16 protein-coding genes are annotated in these 14,868 nt (G+C 61.3%); 12 read left to right on the top strand and 4 right to left on the bottom strand.

What is annotated here, in order from left to right:
• Window positions 1-10 precede the first annotated feature (10 nt).
• The 7 genes from urtB to TRM7557_RS07595 all read left to right on the top strand — a co-directional run bounded on the left by urtB (window position 11) and on the right by TRM7557_RS07595 (window position 7,120).
• Window positions 11-1,981: an urea ABC transporter permease subunit UrtB gene (gene urtB, locus TRM7557_RS07625; protein WP_058289624.1), complete on the top strand. Its 1,971-nt coding sequence runs from the start codon at window positions 11-13 to the stop codon at window positions 1,979-1,981.
• Window positions 1,982-2,092: 111 nt separating this feature from the next.
• A complete protein-coding gene (gene urtC / locus TRM7557_RS07620) occupies window positions 2,093-3,259 on the top strand; it encodes an urea ABC transporter permease subunit UrtC (protein WP_058289623.1) in 1,167 nt (388 codons plus the stop codon).
• A 2-nt stretch (window positions 3,260-3,261) separates the two neighbouring features.
• Complete coding sequence (gene urtD, locus TRM7557_RS07615) at window positions 3,262-4,002, top strand: urea ABC transporter ATP-binding protein UrtD (protein ID WP_058289622.1); 741 nt, start codon at window positions 3,262-3,264, stop codon at window positions 4,000-4,002.
• 3 nt (window positions 4,003-4,005) lie between these two features.
• A complete protein-coding gene (gene urtE, locus TRM7557_RS07610; RefSeq protein WP_058289621.1) occupies window positions 4,006-4,701 on the top strand; it encodes an urea ABC transporter ATP-binding subunit UrtE in 696 nt (231 codons plus the stop codon).
• Between the two features lie 183 nt (window positions 4,702-4,884).
• Window positions 4,885-5,589: an ABC transporter permease gene (locus TRM7557_RS07605; RefSeq protein WP_058289620.1), complete on the top strand. Its 705-nt coding sequence runs from the start codon at window positions 4,885-4,887 to the stop codon at window positions 5,587-5,589.
• On the top strand, window positions 5,589-6,299 hold the full coding sequence (locus tag TRM7557_RS07600) for an ATP-binding cassette domain-containing protein (protein ID WP_058289619.1): 711 nt from the start codon (window positions 5,589-5,591) through the stop codon (window positions 6,297-6,299). The genes TRM7557_RS07605 and TRM7557_RS07600 overlap by 1 nt, the downstream gene beginning before the upstream one ends.
• A gap of 17 nt (window positions 6,300-6,316) precedes the next feature.
• Window positions 6,317-7,120 carry an ABC transporter substrate-binding protein gene (locus TRM7557_RS07595; protein ID WP_413081154.1) on the top strand — a complete coding sequence of 268 codons (804 nt, stop codon included), beginning with the start codon at window positions 6,317-6,319 and terminating at the stop codon, window positions 7,118-7,120.
• A gap of 129 nt (window positions 7,121-7,249) precedes the next feature.
• On the opposite strand, the gene TRM7557_RS07590 is transcribed toward TRM7557_RS07595, so the two are convergent.
• The 3 genes from TRM7557_RS07590 to TRM7557_RS07580 are packed head-to-tail and all read right to left on the bottom strand — an operon-like array spanning window position 7,250 to window position 9,523.
• Window positions 7,250-7,744, bottom strand: a complete 495-nt coding sequence (locus tag TRM7557_RS07590; protein WP_058289618.1) for a DUF6505 family protein — start codon at window positions 7,742-7,744, stop codon at window positions 7,250-7,252.
• A 4-nt stretch (window positions 7,745-7,748) separates the two neighbouring features.
• Window positions 7,749-8,459, bottom strand: coding sequence for a biotin/lipoate--protein ligase family protein (locus tag TRM7557_RS07585; protein ID WP_058289617.1), 711 nt, complete (start codon window positions 8,457-8,459; stop codon window positions 7,749-7,751).
• Complete coding sequence (locus tag TRM7557_RS07580) at window positions 8,456-9,523, bottom strand: Mrp/NBP35 family ATP-binding protein (RefSeq protein ID WP_058289616.1); 1,068 nt, start codon at window positions 9,521-9,523, stop codon at window positions 8,456-8,458. Before TRM7557_RS07580 ends, TRM7557_RS07585 begins: the two co-directional genes overlap by 4 nt.
• 181 nt (window positions 9,524-9,704) lie before the next feature.
• Between TRM7557_RS07580 and TRM7557_RS07575 the strand changes: the two genes are divergently transcribed.
• Window positions 9,705-10,373: a cytochrome c family protein gene (locus TRM7557_RS07575; protein WP_235811427.1), complete on the top strand. Its 669-nt coding sequence runs from the start codon at window positions 9,705-9,707 to the stop codon at window positions 10,371-10,373.
• 10 nt (window positions 10,374-10,383) lie between these two features.
• Here TRM7557_RS07575 and TRM7557_RS07570 read toward each other — a convergent pair whose 3' ends face one another.
• On the bottom strand, window positions 10,384-12,348 hold the full coding sequence (locus tag TRM7557_RS07570) for a 4Fe-4S binding protein (protein ID WP_058289614.1): 1,965 nt from the start codon (window positions 12,346-12,348) through the stop codon (window positions 10,384-10,386).
• Between the two features lie 403 nt (window positions 12,349-12,751).
• Between TRM7557_RS07570 and TRM7557_RS07565 the strand changes: the two genes are divergently transcribed.
• From TRM7557_RS07565 to TRM7557_RS07550, 4 genes are read left to right on the top strand one after another with little or no spacing between them, the layout of a single operon-like run.
• Window positions 12,752-13,282: a DUF3305 domain-containing protein gene (locus TRM7557_RS07565; RefSeq protein WP_058289728.1), complete on the top strand. Its 531-nt coding sequence runs from the start codon at window positions 12,752-12,754 to the stop codon at window positions 13,280-13,282.
• The gene (locus tag TRM7557_RS07560) at window positions 13,279-13,899 is read left to right on the top strand and encodes a DUF3306 domain-containing protein (RefSeq protein WP_058289613.1); all 621 of its coding nucleotides are present in this window, start codon (window positions 13,279-13,281) and stop codon (window positions 13,897-13,899) included. The genes TRM7557_RS07565 and TRM7557_RS07560 overlap by 4 nt, the downstream gene beginning before the upstream one ends.
• A 28-nt stretch (window positions 13,900-13,927) precedes the next feature.
• Window positions 13,928-14,536 carry a TorD/DmsD family molecular chaperone gene (locus TRM7557_RS07555; protein WP_058289612.1) on the top strand — a complete coding sequence of 203 codons (609 nt, stop codon included), beginning with the start codon at window positions 13,928-13,930 and terminating at the stop codon, window positions 14,534-14,536.
• Between the two features lie 46 nt (window positions 14,537-14,582).
• Window positions 14,583-14,774 carry a hypothetical protein gene (locus TRM7557_RS07550; RefSeq protein WP_058289611.1) on the top strand — a complete coding sequence of 64 codons (192 nt, stop codon included), beginning with the start codon at window positions 14,583-14,585 and terminating at the stop codon, window positions 14,772-14,774.
• The last annotated feature ends 94 nt before the right edge of the window (window positions 14,775-14,868 follow it).

Below are 14,868 nucleotides of genomic sequence, written 5' to 3'. Positions count from 1 at the left end.
ACTGACGCTCATGAAACGATTGCTTCTCACCTGTCTCGCGCTGGTTTGCGCGTGCCAGATGATCTTTGCCCAAAGCGCTGCCGCACAAGCGCCGGGCCCGCTGCAGACGGTTCTGCAAGCCCATGCAAAAGATGTGGCGAAACCCTCGCGCAAGACAATCCAGCCGGTGATCGATGCCATTGTGGCTTCAGGTCTTGAGCCGGTGCCGGGCTTCCTCAGCGCCTGGGCCGATAAATCGGTCTGGCAGCGCAAAGAGGATGGTTTGTTTTTCATCGGCGAAGAGGTCGCCAAACGCACCTATGCGCTGACCGATGTGGACAGCGGCGCAGTGGTGGCTGAGGTCGCCAAAAAAGAGCTCAAACAGCTGAAACCCAACAGCGGTGTCCGCGGGCTGATTGCCACGGCGCTGGTGCAGTTCCAGCTCTCTGATCCGAACCCCGAAACCCGCGCGGCAGCTCTGCTGGCAATTGAACGCGCCCCTGGTGCGGCGCTTCTGGCCCCGCTTCGCGCCTCGATCCCCGCTGAGGCCGACCCGGTTCTGCTGGCGCGTAAAACCCGGATCGAACGGCTGTTGACCATTGGGTATGACGAAGACACCGCTGCTCGCGTTGCAGCGATTGAGGAAATGTCCGGCGACCTTGGTGTGGACGTGCGGGCGGCGCTGAACCCCTTGGTTGCACGAAAATTGAATGTCGCGACAGAACTGCCCGAAGGCGAAAACATTGCCGACATCCTCATCCCAGGTGAGGGGGACCTGACGGTTGAGGCCGCCTATGATCTGCTGGTTGCAGCAGAAGGCGTGCCACCGCGCACCACGCCCGAGATGATCAAAGCGGTCTTGGCCGACAATATCAACGGCGGCTTTGTTGCAGGCGTTCCGGTGGCGCAGTTCACCGACCTGCAAACACGCCTCAGCGCCTATGCCAAACTGGCGGCGGCCGGCCAAGCACCCGGTCTAGTGAATGACGCAGAGGTACAGTCTGCACTTGATCTGCATGTGTTCTACGAGACTTACGCCGAGCCCAACGCCGCGGTCACCACCGCCGCCGAAGCCGCCCTGTCGTCGATCTCGACCCGCGTTGGCCTGAACCAGTCGCTGGATCTTGGCTTGGATGCGATTTCGCTCGCCTCCATCTATTTCCTGGCGGCCATTGGTCTGGCGATCACCTTTGGTCTGATGGGCGTGATCAATATGGCGCATGGTGAATTTATCATGATGGGCGCCTATACGGGCTATGTGGTCCAGCAGGTGATCCCCAATCACACCGCATCCATCATTGTGGCGATCCCGCTGGCCTTTGCCGTGACCTTTGCCGCGGGCGTCGCGATGGAACGGCTGGTGATCCGCCACCTTTATAACCGCCCGCTTGAAACGCTGCTTGCCACCTTCGGGATCTCCATCGCATTGCAGCAGCTGGCCAAAAACATCTTTGGCACACAGGCGCGCCCGCTGACGGCTCCGGGCTGGCTGGATGGCGCATGGGCGATCAATGATGTGGTCTCGATCAGCTATATCCGCATCGCGATTTTCGTGTTGGCGCTGATTTTCCTTGCGGTTTTCCTCTTCATCATGAACCGCTCACGACTGGGGCTCGAGACCCGCGCGGTGACCCAGAACCCGCGCATGGCCGCTGCGATGGGCATCAACCCCGAACGTGTGAACATGCTGACCTTCGGGCTTGGCTCCGGCATTGCAGGCATCGCAGGTGTTGCCATCGGCCTTTATGCCAAAGTCACCTCAGAGCTCGGCAGCGATTACATTGTCCAAAGCTTCATGACAGTGGTTGTCGGCGGGGTCGGCAATATCTGGGGCGCCCTGCTGGGTGCTGGCATGATCGGCACGCTGCAAAAGGGCATCGAGTGGTTGAACCCCTCCAATACCCTCGCTGCGCAGACCTATATGATCATCTTCATCATCATTTTCATCCAGTTCCGCCCCCGTGGCATTATCGCCCTCAAGGGCCGCGCGGCAGGAGATTGATCCCATGAGCCATGTTCTGATGCTTCCGTTTCTTCTTTTGGCCGAAAATACTCCGGGGGGACTGGGGGGCTGGCCCCCCAGCGCGCCGTCGCCACAGGCGGGAGGTTCTAAATGAGCCGCTCTTTCATTGCCAAGAACCCGTCTGTTCTAGTGTTCCTTGCAGGCCTTGCCCTGTTCACCCTGCTGGTCACGGTCTTTTCCGAAGGCTTCGGCGTTGGCGGGCTGTCGACCAGCTTTGTGAAAACCCTGGGCAAGACCCTGTGTCTGTGCCTTGTCGCCATCGCGATGGATCTGATTTGGGGCTACTGCGGGATCCTCAGCCTTGGCCATTTCGCCTTCTTTGGCCTTGGCGGCTATATGGTTGGCATGTGGCTGATGTATGCGCGCACTGAAATCATCGTCGAAGGCGCGCTGGCTCAAGGGGCGATCCCGCCGACGTCGCAAGAGGTCATTGACGGCATTGGCACGCAGATCTTTGGCGTCGTTGGCAGCAGCGAATTTCCGTCAATCTGGGCGTTTTCTGACAGTCTGATCCTGCAACTGATGATGGTGGTGCTGGTGCCGGGCCTTTTGGCACTGATCTTTGGCTGGCTGGCGTTCCGCAGCCGTGTCACCGGGGTCTATCTGTCGATCCTGACCCAAGCGATGACACTGGCGCTGGCGCTCTACCTGTTTCAAAACGACAGCGGTCTGCGCGGCAACAATGGCCTGTCCGGCCTGCAGAACCTGCCGGGCGTCAGCGCCTCTCAGGACGTGGTGTCGATCTGGTTCCTCTGGGCCTCGGCTTTTGCGCTGGGCGCGGGGTACGTGTTGGCGGCCTTTGTGGTCTCGGGCAAGTTCGGCTCTGTCATTCGTGGCATTCGCGACAATGAGGCCCGCGTGCGGTTTTTGGGCTATCCAGTGGAAAGCTTCAAGCTGATGCTGTTCACGCTTACCGCCATGATCGCCGCGATTGCGGGCGCGCTTTATTATCCGCAGGCGGGCATTATCAACCCGGCGGAAATCGCGCCGATTGCCTCGATCTATCTGGCGGTCTGGGTCGCCATTGGCGGGCGCGGGCGGCTTTATGGTGCGGTTCTGGGCGCGGCCTTTGTGAGCCTCGTCTCCACTTGGTTCACCGGCGGGCAGGCGCCTGACATCAATTTGGGCTTCTACACCATCCAATGGGTGGATTGGTGGCAGGTGATCCTGGGTCTGTCCTTTGTCTTTGTCACGCTTTACGCGCCCAAAGGCATTGGCGGGTTGTTTGACCTGATCAAAACCGGAGAGAAATCATGAGCATGAACACTTTGCTCGAGGTTTCGGGCGTCTCAGTCAGCTTTGATGGGTTCAAGGCGATCAACAACCTGTCGTTCCAGATTGCACCCGCCGAGCTGCGCGCGGTGATTGGCCCCAATGGGGCGGGTAAGACCACTTTCATGGATATTGTCACTGGCAAAACCAAACCCGATGAGGGCCGCGTGCTCTGGGGTGAAAAATCCATTTCTCTTCTGTCGATGAACGAGGCGGCGATTGCCCGCGCGGGCGTTGGGCGCAAGTTTCAGAAACCCACGGTGTTTGAAGATCAGACCGTATCTGAAAACCTGATGATGGCGCTGAGCGCAGATCGCGGCTGGTGGTCGGTTCTATGGTTTCGACCCAAGGCCGAGAACCGCGACCGGGTGGCCGAATTGGCCGAGGAGGTTGGTCTGCTGGATCAGCTGCCGCGTCTGGCGGGGGAACTGAGCCACGGCCAGAAGCAATGGCTCGAGATCGGCATGCTGCTGGCGCAGGAACCACGCTTGCTGCTGGTCGATGAACCTGCGGCCGGCATGACGCCTGAGGAACGTGAACACACCACCGACCTGCTAGTCGAGGTCGCCAAGACCCGCGCCGTGGTGGTGGTGGAACATGATATGGAGTTTGTCCGACGTCTGAACTGCAAGGTCACCGTTCTGCACGAGGGGTCAGTTCTGGCCGAAGGGGGGCTCGATCACGTGACTGCCGACCCGCAGGTTATTGATGTCTATCTGGGGCGCTAAAAGATGCTGGATCTAAAAGATATTACTTTGCACTACGGACACAGCCAGATCCTGCGCGGGATTTCTCTGCAGGCGGCCGTGGGTGAAGTGACCTGCGTGATGGGCTGCAATGGCGTCGGCAAGACGTCCCTGATGAAAGCCATCACCGGCAGTCATCCGCGTTCTGGCGGGGAGATGATGCTGGATGGCGAGGAACTGGGCGTTCTGCCGTCGCACGCGCTGGCGCAGAAGGGGATCGCCTATGTCCCGCAGGGGCGCGATATCTTCCCGCTTTTGACGGTGCGCGAAAACCTCGAGACGGGGTTTGCGTGCCTGCCTAAGGATGAGCATTTCATTCCGGACCACATCTTTGAACTGTTCCCGGTCCTGAAAGAGATGATCAATCGCCGCGGCGGCGACCTGTCTGGCGGTCAGCAACAACAGCTGGCCATTGCGCGGGCGTTGATCACCAAGCCGAAGCTTTTGGTTCTGGATGAACCGACCGAAGGCATTCAGCCCAATATCATCACCCAGATCGGCGAGGTCATTAAACTGCTGCGCGATCAGGGTGAGATGGCGATTGTGCTGGTGGAACAGTACTTTGACTTTGCCTACGGGCTGGCAGACCGGTTTACCGTGCTGCGCCGGGGCGAGGTTGTGCTGGCGGGCACAAAGGTTGAGGTCAGCCGTGACGCGCTGCTCGAAGGGGTGTCGGTCTAAGCGCCATCCGCCCAGATGACCGCAGGGCAAGACAGGGAACTGGAAAGGGTGGACAATTTGTCCTCCAGACCCTGGAGCGTCGCTTTTCCCTGTTTTTCCAAAGGGACTTGTTGTTATCACTGACCCCAATGAGGAGACACGCGCAGGAGGAGCGCGCGTCGATAATGGGGGGCAGTCGGTTCCATGTCGGACTTGTGGCTGGGATTGCAGCAGGCCGTTTGGCTGGTGATAACACTGAACGGCGATCTGGTCGAAATCACCCTGCGGTCACTGCAGGTGACGCTGACGGCGTTGGTCGTGGCGTCGGCCCTAGCGCTGCCCCTGGCGGCTTTGCTCGCGGTGCGGCGGTTTCGCTGGCGGCGCAGTGTGATCGCGGTGCTCAATGCGCTGATGGGGCTGCCGCCGGTGGTTGTTGGCCTGATTGTCTATGTTACCCTGTCGCGGTCTGGTCCCTTGGGCGTTCTGGGGCTGCTGTTCACGCCGACGGCCATGGTGATCGCGCAGGTGATCATCATTGTGCCGTTGATCGCCTCCATCGCGCATCAATCTCTGCGTGAACTCTGGAGCGACTATCACGATCTGCTGATTTCCATGAATACCACCCAGCGCCAGCGCATTGCCACGCTGTTGTGGGACGGGCGCCGGGCGCTTTTGACCGCAGCCCTTGCCGGGTTTGGCCGCGCCATTGGCGAGGTGGGCGCGATTATGGTGGTGGGCGGCAATATTGACCATGCCACCCGCGTTCTGACCACGGCCATCGCGCTGGAAACGGGCAAGGGCGAATTTGCCATGGCTCTGGCGCTGGGCTTTGTGCTGATCGCGCTGGCCCTGTTGGTCAATCTGGCGATCCACTGGCTGGGTCAGACCGAACGCGGGGGGCGCTGGTGATGGCTTTGCTTCCGTTGAAAATCGAAGGCGCCTGTTTGGGGCGTCGCGGGCGGCGCTGGATTGGCCCTGTGGATCTGGAATTGGCAGGGCAGGGCACCACTATTGTCATCGGCCCCAATGGGTCTGGCAAGACCTCGCTGTTGCGGATGATGCATGGGCTGGAGCGTCTGCGCGAAGGCAGCCTGCGCTGGTCCTGCCCGCTGGAGGAAGCGCGCCGCAAACAGGCCTTTGTGTTTCAGACCCCGATCATGATGCGCCGCTCTGTGCTGGACAATCTGGCCTATCCGCTGCGGCTGGGCGGCATGGACCGCAAGGCTGCGCAGGCCGAGGCAGAGGCGTGGTTGGACCGGGTCGATCTGGCCCCCGCCGCGCGGCGTGATGCGCTGCGCCTGTCTGGCGGTGAACGGCAGAAACTGGCGCTGGCCCGCGCCCTGATCCGCAGCCCCGAGGTCTTGTTTCTGGACGAGCCCTGCGCCGCGTTGGATGGGCGTGCCACCCGCGAGATCGAGGCCATTTTGCAGGGCGCCAGCACGTCGGGCACGCGCCTTGTCATGTCCACCCATGATATGGGGCAGGCGCGCCGGTTGGCGGATGAGGTGATCTTTGTCTTGGGCGGGCGTGTTCATGAGTATTCCCCGGCGGATCGCTTTTTCGACCAGCCGGAGACACCGCAGGCTTCGGCCTTTCTAAGAGGAGACATTGTTGAATGAAATGTATTTTGAAACAGATGGTTGCAGGTTCGGTTCTATCCGTGGGTCTTGCTGCTTTTGGTGCCACCGCTGCTTTGGCCGAACAGATGAAACTGGCCGTGACCACCTCTTTCCACAACTCTGGTCTTGCGGATGTTCTGCTGCCTGAAATCCAAAAGGATTTGGATCTTGAGGTGCAGCTCTTGGTCGTTGGGACCGGTCAGGCCATCCGCCTTGGCGAAGCTGGCGATGTTGATGCCATTTTGGTCCACTCCCGCAAGGCGGAGGAGGCGTTTCTGGCCGCAGGGCACGGCACGCATCGGCGCGAGATCATGTACAATGACTTTGTCTTTATCGGCCCCGCAGATGATGCCGCTGGGATCGCGCAGGCCGGGTCGGCTGCGGATGCGCTGGGCCAGATCGCCAGGGCTGAGGCGCTTTTTGTCAGCCGCGGCGATGACAGCGGCACCCATAAGAAAGAGCTGAGCCTGTGGCGCGCGGCCGGGCAAGATCCCGAAGGATTCGGGAGCTGGTATCGCGCGGTCGGAGCGGGCATGGGCGCAGCGCTAAACACAGCCTCCGGCATGGGTGCCTACATTATGTCGGACCGCGCCAGCTGGTTGAATTTTGGCAATAAGGCGGGTTTGGCGCTGCTGTTTGCGGGCGATCCGGTGCTCTTCAACCAATACGCCTATCTGCCGGTGAACCCTGAAAAACATGACCATGTCAAAACGGATCACGCTGCTGCGCTTGAAGACTGGCTGACCTCGGCCAAAGCCGCAAAGCTGATCAACGGCTATCAGATCGGCGGCGAGGCTCTGTTTGTGTTCAACGCAGAATAACGTACCGGCCAGACGTGACCGCAGCGCGCCGAAGGCGCGCTGCCATGCCCAACGGGGCTGCGTGCATTATTAATGCAAGCGGCACGGGCGGGAGCCCATGCGGTGCCTTGGGGCGCGATCGTCTGCCGGTCAGGCGCTGCCACTGCCATCGTCCGGCGTGGCGTGGATGGCAAACTGCTCAAGCCCCGCATCCTGTGGCTGGATCACCCGGTAGCTTTCATGCACGCCCGCTGGGGTCAGCTCTCGGGCGACTGTCAGCAGGGTATTGGGATCATGATCCTCGCACAGCTCTGCCATTTGGTCCAATTCCGCCTCGGCCACGGGACGGGCCGCGGCCAGGTTTGGTGCACCGTAGAAGGTGACAAAATGCTGGGCGAGCGCTTCGATCAGCTCTGCCACTTCGGTGCTTTCGATCTGGGTGACGGCCACAAAAGTCACCCGACCGCCGGTCTCCAGCCCCAGCCAGCCGTTTGAAAACGCCTGCCGCGCTTTGCCGCTCAGGTCGGCGTCACCCCAGTTTGAAAACTCAAACCCGCCTGAAATGCACCATTCCCCGGTGCGCGCCGGGTTGGCAAAGACACGTTGGTCGCTTTCGTCGAAATGGATGGCGCGGGCCAGTTTCATGACGTCAGATATCCTCTAGTAATTCAGTCAGCGGCACGACCTGTGTCGCCCCTTCTGCAGTGCGCAGCAAAAGGCCGAAGTCTTCGTCAACACCGAGGTAGGTCCCCGTCAGTCCGTGTTCCGTGGTTTCTTCCCCAACCCCATGGGCCAAACCGCGCCATTCGGTGTGCAGCGTGCGCAATTCGCCTTCGTCCCAGCGGTGGATCCAGTGAAGGCAGTGACGCGCCCAGGCTTCAAGCAGGGCAGGGGCCGCCACATCGGCGCAGCCCTCGGCATAAAGCGCGGTGCTGTCCGGGGTCTCTCCGCCTTCGCCCGAGGGCCAGAGCGGCAGGTCGAGCCCGATAACCAGCCAGTCCGGCTGTGTGGCGGGATCGCTGTGGCTGGCACAGACCGTCAGGTGCCCACAGGCTGCGCCATTGATGCGGATTTGGCCGTTCCATTCCAGATGCACTGCAACTTCGGGCGGGGCCAGAGCGCCAAGCGCGTTTTGAAGCCCCACGGCACACAGGGGCAGCATGGTCATCGCCTGCGCCAGCGGAACCTCGGGCGCCAGCACCAGAGCGGCCCGCAAGGAACTGCTGCCGAGGTCATAAGCAATCAGCCCGGCCTCCACCCCAAGTTCAGCTTTCTGGCAAGCCAGCACAAAGGGATCGCCCCCTTGCGCATCAAGCCCCGTCATCAGGGGCGGAAAATGAGGGGGGACGGGGTCACTCATGCGTGACCGCCTTCGACCAGCTGGGCGGCAATGTCCTGAAACGCCTTGGCCTGCGGGCTGTCGGGTTTGGAGACGGTAATGGGCGCCCCGCCATCTGCGGCCAGTCGCACATCCAGATGCAGCGGCACCTCGGCCAGCAGGGACACGCCCAGCTTCTCGGCCTCGGCTTTCACGCCGCCATGGCCAAAGATGTGCTCTTCATGGCCGCAGTTCGAGCAGATATGCGTCGACATGTTTTCCACCATGCCAAGGATCGGCACATTGAGCTTCTGGAACATATCGATGCCTTTGCGCGCATCGATCAGGGCCACGTCCTGAGGCGTTGACACAACCACCGCCCCATCCACCTGCGCCTTCTGCGCCAGCGTCATCTGTACGTCACCGGTGCCCGGTGGCAGGTCAACAATCAGTACGTCCAGCGCGCCCCATTGCACCTGCATCATCATCTGCTGCAGCGCGCCCATCAGCATTGGCCCACGCCAGACAACAGCCTGATCGTCATTGGTCATCAGGCCAATGGACATCATGGTCACACCATGGTTGCGCAGAGGCAGAATGATTTTGCCGTCCGGGCTTGCCGGGCGGCCCGAAACCCCCAACATGCGCGGCTGGCTTGGGCCATAGACATCGGCGTCCAGCAGCCCGACCCGGCGCCCGGCTTGTGCCAGGGCGCAGGCAATATTGGCCGACACAGTGGATTTTCCCACCCCGCCTTTGCCAGAAGCCACGGCAATAATGCGATCCACACCGGGGATTTTCTGCGGGCCTGCGGGTTCTGCCGGGCGCGAAGGCTTCAGATCTGGCGGCGGGGCTTTTTGCGCATGGGCCGTCATCATCACACTGGCCTTTTCGACCCCGTCCAGCGCGGCGACCAGCGCTTCGGCTTTGGCACGCAGAGCTGCGTAAGTATCTGCTTTTGCGCCGTCAATTTCCATAACGAACCGCACGCTGCCACCTTCGACAGAGAGGGCGCGCACAAGGCCAGCGGCCACCATATCGGTGCCGGTGGTGGGGTCATTCAGGGTCTTCAGCGCATCAAGCACGGTCTCGCGGGTCAGGGGCACGCGGGGTTTCCTCCTCAGGTCTTTGTTCTGGTTCGCTCGGCTGTGGCGAGCTTTTGGGTATCTTGACGGCTTTGGCCGCCTTTTCCTAGCATGTCGTATGGGACGGGTATTTGGTGCATCAGTTTGGGTTTCGGTCTGTTTCGCGTTGTTTGGAGCGGGCGCACACGCCGAGGACGGGCCTGTGCGGCTGTCTGCCCCGCCCGCGCTGGCGGACACTGGTCTGTTCAAGTTCATCCTGCCGCGCTTCACGCTGAAGCATCGGGTCAAAGTTGATCTTGTTGAAGGGGACAGCACTGCGCGCCTTGGCCGCAACGCAGGCAGTGCGGTTTTCTCGGATGCGGGCGGAAACTGGCGGCTTGACCTTCAGGCGGAGGCCCATGCAGGCAGTGTGAAATTCGCAGATTGGTTGATGTCCGACGTGGGCCAACGTACGGTGGTCAGTTTTGCGCCAGAAGGCATAGCACTGTTTGCTGCCCCAATTGCTGCCGAAGTCATTGAGGATGACACCGTTGCGGAAGGCAACACGCTTGAGGGGCAGGCGCTGGCGCTGACCCACTGCGGCCGGTGCCATGTGGTGTCCGAGGCGAACCGAATGAACGCCATTGGCTCGACCCCGTCGTTTGCGGTGCTGCGGACCTTCCCCGACTGGGAAGGGCGATTTCAAGCTTTCTTCGCTCTGAAACCTCATCCCGCTTTCACGCAGATCGAAGACGTGACCGATCCTTTCCCCGAAGACCGGCCTAGCCCGGTTGTGCCGGTCGAAATGACGCTGGAGGATCTGGAAAGCATTCTGGCCTTTGTCGCGGCCATGGCTCCGGCAGATCTGGGCCAGCCCTTGCAGCTTAAGTGACATCATCAGATCAGTGGTCGCGTCGTTTGGAGAGATAGTCTTCGGTGGTGCGTACACGCGGGCGATCAGCCCCTTGGAACGGGGAGCTGTCCTGATGGAACTGCGCATTGACCCGGCAGCTGTCGCACATCTGGATCATCCGCGCGGCGGCCGGGTTGGCAAACATGGCGTGTTTGCCCGCAAGCTGTTCGGTGATGCGTTCAATGGTGGATTTCACCCCAAAGAGCGCGCCGCATTCGACGCAGGCAAAGGGCTCCTCTTCGTGGAGCACCTGCTGCGACAGGGCCTCGGGCGACAGGTTCAGGCGCGGTTCATAAGTTATGGCGTCCTCGGGGCAGACATTGGCACATAGGCCGCATTGCAGGCAGGCGTCCTCCTGAAACCGTAGCTGTGGCATGTCCTCATTGTCACCCAGCGCGCCAGAGGGGCAAAGCGACACACAGGACAGACAGAGGGTGCAGGATTCAGTATCTACAAGCACCGCGCCATAAGGAGCGCCTTCGGGAAGCGGCAAGGCCTCTCCTTCGGAGTGCAAAGCCAGAGCAGCTTGCCGGGTGATCTGGCGACGGCTGCCCATGGGACGCTGCGGCGTTTCCACAGGCGCGGGGAGGTCGCATTCGGCATAGAGGAGATCACAAAGCGCAGTGGGGTCTGGCGGTTCGATCAGTTGGGCACCGTTTGGCGAAATGGCATTTGTCAGCGCGATTTCGTGGTGGAGAACATCCACATCCGCGCGTGGCCCCGGCAGGATCTGGGTCTGGACAAAGCCAGCCGCGCGGGCTGCCAAGGCCTCGGCATGGCCGAAGGTCGCGATGGCCTCAACTTCCAGAGGGATGACATCCGCTGGCAGGCCGCGGTCAAAGCGCGCGGCAAGGCGGATCATCTCGGCAACATGTGCATCGATCACCAGCAAACGGGGCGTCTGGCCCCCCGCATCAAGGAACGCCTTGGCCAGTGTCTGAATGCGGCGCATCAGCAGATCTGTCGGTGGCGCATCATAGGTGATTGCGCTGGACGGGCAGAGCGACGAACACGCCCCGCAGCCAGCGCAGATCATGGGATCAATGCTCACATGATCCCCATTGGACGTGATCGCGCCGGTGGGGCAGGCGTCCAGACAACGGGTACAGCCGGTCTTTTCGGCGCGGGAATGGGCGCAGAGCAGCGGTTCGTTGCGCAGGAACAGGGTCTTTTCAAACGTGCCAACCATCTGGCTGGCAGCCAGCACGGCATCGGCGACAGCGGTTGGCGATTTTGGATCGGCACGCAGGTAGCCCTCGCGTTTTTCGGGGGCGGGGAACAGAGGGGCATTGCCGGACAGATCAATGATAATATCGCATTCCGCGCGGCCGCCGTCGCGGGGGGCGGTCCACGACCATTGCCGTCCCGTATGGTCCAGCGCTTGCAGCGCGTCGACGGTCACCGTGAAGCCACCAAAGGCCCCGCGCGCGCTGCGCAGCGACCCGCGTATTGCGTCGAACCCGCGGCTTTCCGGCGCGTCGGCTGTGGCGGGCAAAAGAACTGTGACACCAAGGATGTCTGACAGGCGGCTTGCTGTGGCCAAGGCAACTTCTGGATCGGCGGGGGACAGGATCAGGCACAGCCCTTCGGATGCCACATCCACGGTCTTGGTCGCTGGGGCGGGCAGCTGGGCTTCGGCCACTAAGGCGGACAATTTGGGTAGGATTGCCGGGGTGTCCTTGGCCTGTTCGGACCATCCGGCCCGGTCCCGCAGGTCAAGAAACAGCGGCGCTTCCACCCCAAGATCCGTGGCCAGTTCGGTGAAATGACGGCTTTCTTGGGTGCAGCAAAAAATTGCATCCCCGTCGTTCATCGCTGTTGCGGCGGTGGCGTTTCCCGGGGCGCAGAGGGTGGTTTCGACGGCCGAGCAGGGCAACCCGGTGGCCTGTTCAATCGCGGCGCTATCAAGCGGCTGACTTTCGGAACAATTGCACAAAATCAATCGTTTGGTCATGTAATTCTCGCCTTTGTTCCGGTCGGATCAGGGCCGCGAATGCGACCATTGGGTGTCTAGCCTAGGCATGATTCCCTTTTTCGGTAAACAGTTTTTCGCTGCTGCGATGTTCGGGCGAAGTTGCCGATCCCTGAGGTGATTCGCTCTTGGGGAAGACCCGAAGGTGACGTTGGGAAAGCCTGATTGAATTTGTCGAGATGGACATTCCGTCCCTCCTCCCAGTCTTTGTCTGGCGAAGGCGCCCAGAATGACCCCAAAACCCGCGAAAAGGGTCAGCCGACGATTGTACACTTCCGGCCATCACGTCGAGGAAGGCAGACTGGAGTTCGAAAAAGTGAACTGCTGTCAGGGTCGAAACCGCTTGAATTTTGCCGCCAACCAAACCGAACTGAAATCCGTCACGTTGCCCTTGGGCATTGTCATCCGCCGCACGGCGGGGGTGACCGTTTGGCAGAAGTGGGTCTGGAAGGTGGTGGCCGTTTTGCCCGGCGCAGCCGAGGCAGACTGGACCCTGCTGCGGTCGGAAGGGGAGGCGGAGGAATACCACGCTGTGACCCTGCCGCTCGAACTCTATCGCACAGATGCTGAGGCGTACATGCAGGGGCTCACCGCGTCTGTGCCGTCGGTCTATGTGGTGCTCCGTGACGGTGGCGACCGCCCCGAAGTTACGCTGGTGACCGCCTCGCCGTTTGAGGCGCAGGACTATGCTGACACCGGCGAGGATCAGGTGGAAAAAGTGCCGATGCCCGAAGGGCTGGTGGCCTGGGTGCGCGATTTCACCAAGGCGCATTTCCGGAAAGAGACCTTCAAGAAACGCCGCCGCGATCGCACGAACACGGATCTTATTGAGGACGGCATTGGCGATGCGCGCATTGCGCAGACAGCAGATGTCTACCGGTCGCCCGCGTCCCGGAAGAAGGGGCGGCTGCAATGAGTGATTTCTGGTCCCGCCGTCGTGCCGCCGTTGAGGCGGAAGCTGAGACTGACGCGCAACTGGAGGCCGCCGCCACTGTGGCAGCGCGCGAGGCCGAACAGGCCGACAAAACCGATGAAGAACTGTTGGCAGAGTTGGACCTTCCGGACCCCGAAAGCCTTGGGGCAGGCGATGATTTCACCGTGTTCCTGAAGGACGCAGTGCCCCCGCGGCTGAAGACCCGCGCCCTGCGCAGGCTCTGGGGCACCAATCCGCTGCTCGCCAATATCGACGGGCTGGTGGATTACGGCGAGGATTTCACCGATGCGGCTCTGGCGGTGGAGAACATCCAAACCGCCTATCAGGTTGGCAAAGGCATGACAGCGCATGTGGAAGAGCTGGCCCGGCAAGCCGAGCTTGAGGCGCAAGAGGCCGAGAACCCTGAGCCGGATGATCAGCCCAACGAAGAAATAGAGACGCCTGAAGAGACACCGGACGAGACGCCTGTCGTGGCCCTGACAGAGGCGCCAGCGCCGCAGGAGGATCTGACTTTGCAAGCAGAGCCCGAGGCGGATTTTGCACCGCCCCGGCGCATGCGCTTTGCCTTCGACGCGGATGTCGAGGTGGAGGCGATTTGACGTGATGAGTTCTAGGGAGGAGAACGACATGACAGTAGCCCTTGAGGCCAAAACGACCGTCAGTGAAGAAGACCGCCTTCGCGCGGATCTTTACAACTACCTCGGGGTGATGCTGGCGGGTCCGCCGGATCAGATGCTGTTGGATCAGACCGCAGAGCTTCAGGGCGACGACAGCGATCTGGGCCGCGCCATCAATACACTCGCGCGGGTGGCAAAACGCAGCAAACCGGCGGCGGTGGAACGCGAATACAATGCGCTGTTTATTGGTCTGGGCCGCGGTGAACTGCTGCCGTTTGCCAGCTATTATTTGACAGGTTTCCTCAATGAGAAACCGCTGGCTGTGTTGCGCAATGACATGCTGGCGCGGGGCCTTGCGCGGTCTGAGACGGTGTTCGAGCCCGAGGACAATATCGCCTCGCTCATGGAAATGATGGGCGCGCTGATTGTGGGCCGCTTTGGCGACCCGACCTCGCTTGAGGATCAGAAGATGTTTTTCAACCGCCATGTCGGCCCCTGGGCCGGTCATTTTTTTGCCGACCTCGAGGCGGCGAAAAATTCGGTTCTTTATGCAGCGGTGGCCTCTGTGGGGCGCGCGTTCATGGAGATCGAGGCGGAAGGGTTCCGGATGGGGGCCTGAGCCTTCGGACGGTGAGACGAAATTTTTGCGACAGGGAGGAGACGCAATGACGAAGACCGACAGCGGCACAAGTTCACGCCGCGATTTCCTGAAATTGGCAGCGACCACCGCACCTGCGGCCGCCGTGGCCGTGGCGAGCGGCACCACCGCAGCCGAAGCGCAGGAGCCGGATCTGACATCTGAAAAGATGCAGGATACCGCCCACACCCGCGCCTACTACGACAGCACGCGGTTCTAGCGACCCGCGCGCCCGAGACGTTCCTGTGGCGACCGGTTGCGTGACGCCCAACAGCCAAGGGAACAGGGAGGAAACCTAGCCAAGTCCGAGATGC

This window comes from Tritonibacter multivorans (assembly GCF_001458415.1).
Classification (GTDB): Bacteria; Pseudomonadota; Alphaproteobacteria; order Rhodobacterales; family Rhodobacteraceae; genus Epibacterium; species Epibacterium multivorans.
The sequence above is the reverse complement of the archived record's forward strand: the minus strand, read 5'-3'. Positions and strand labels throughout refer to the sequence as shown.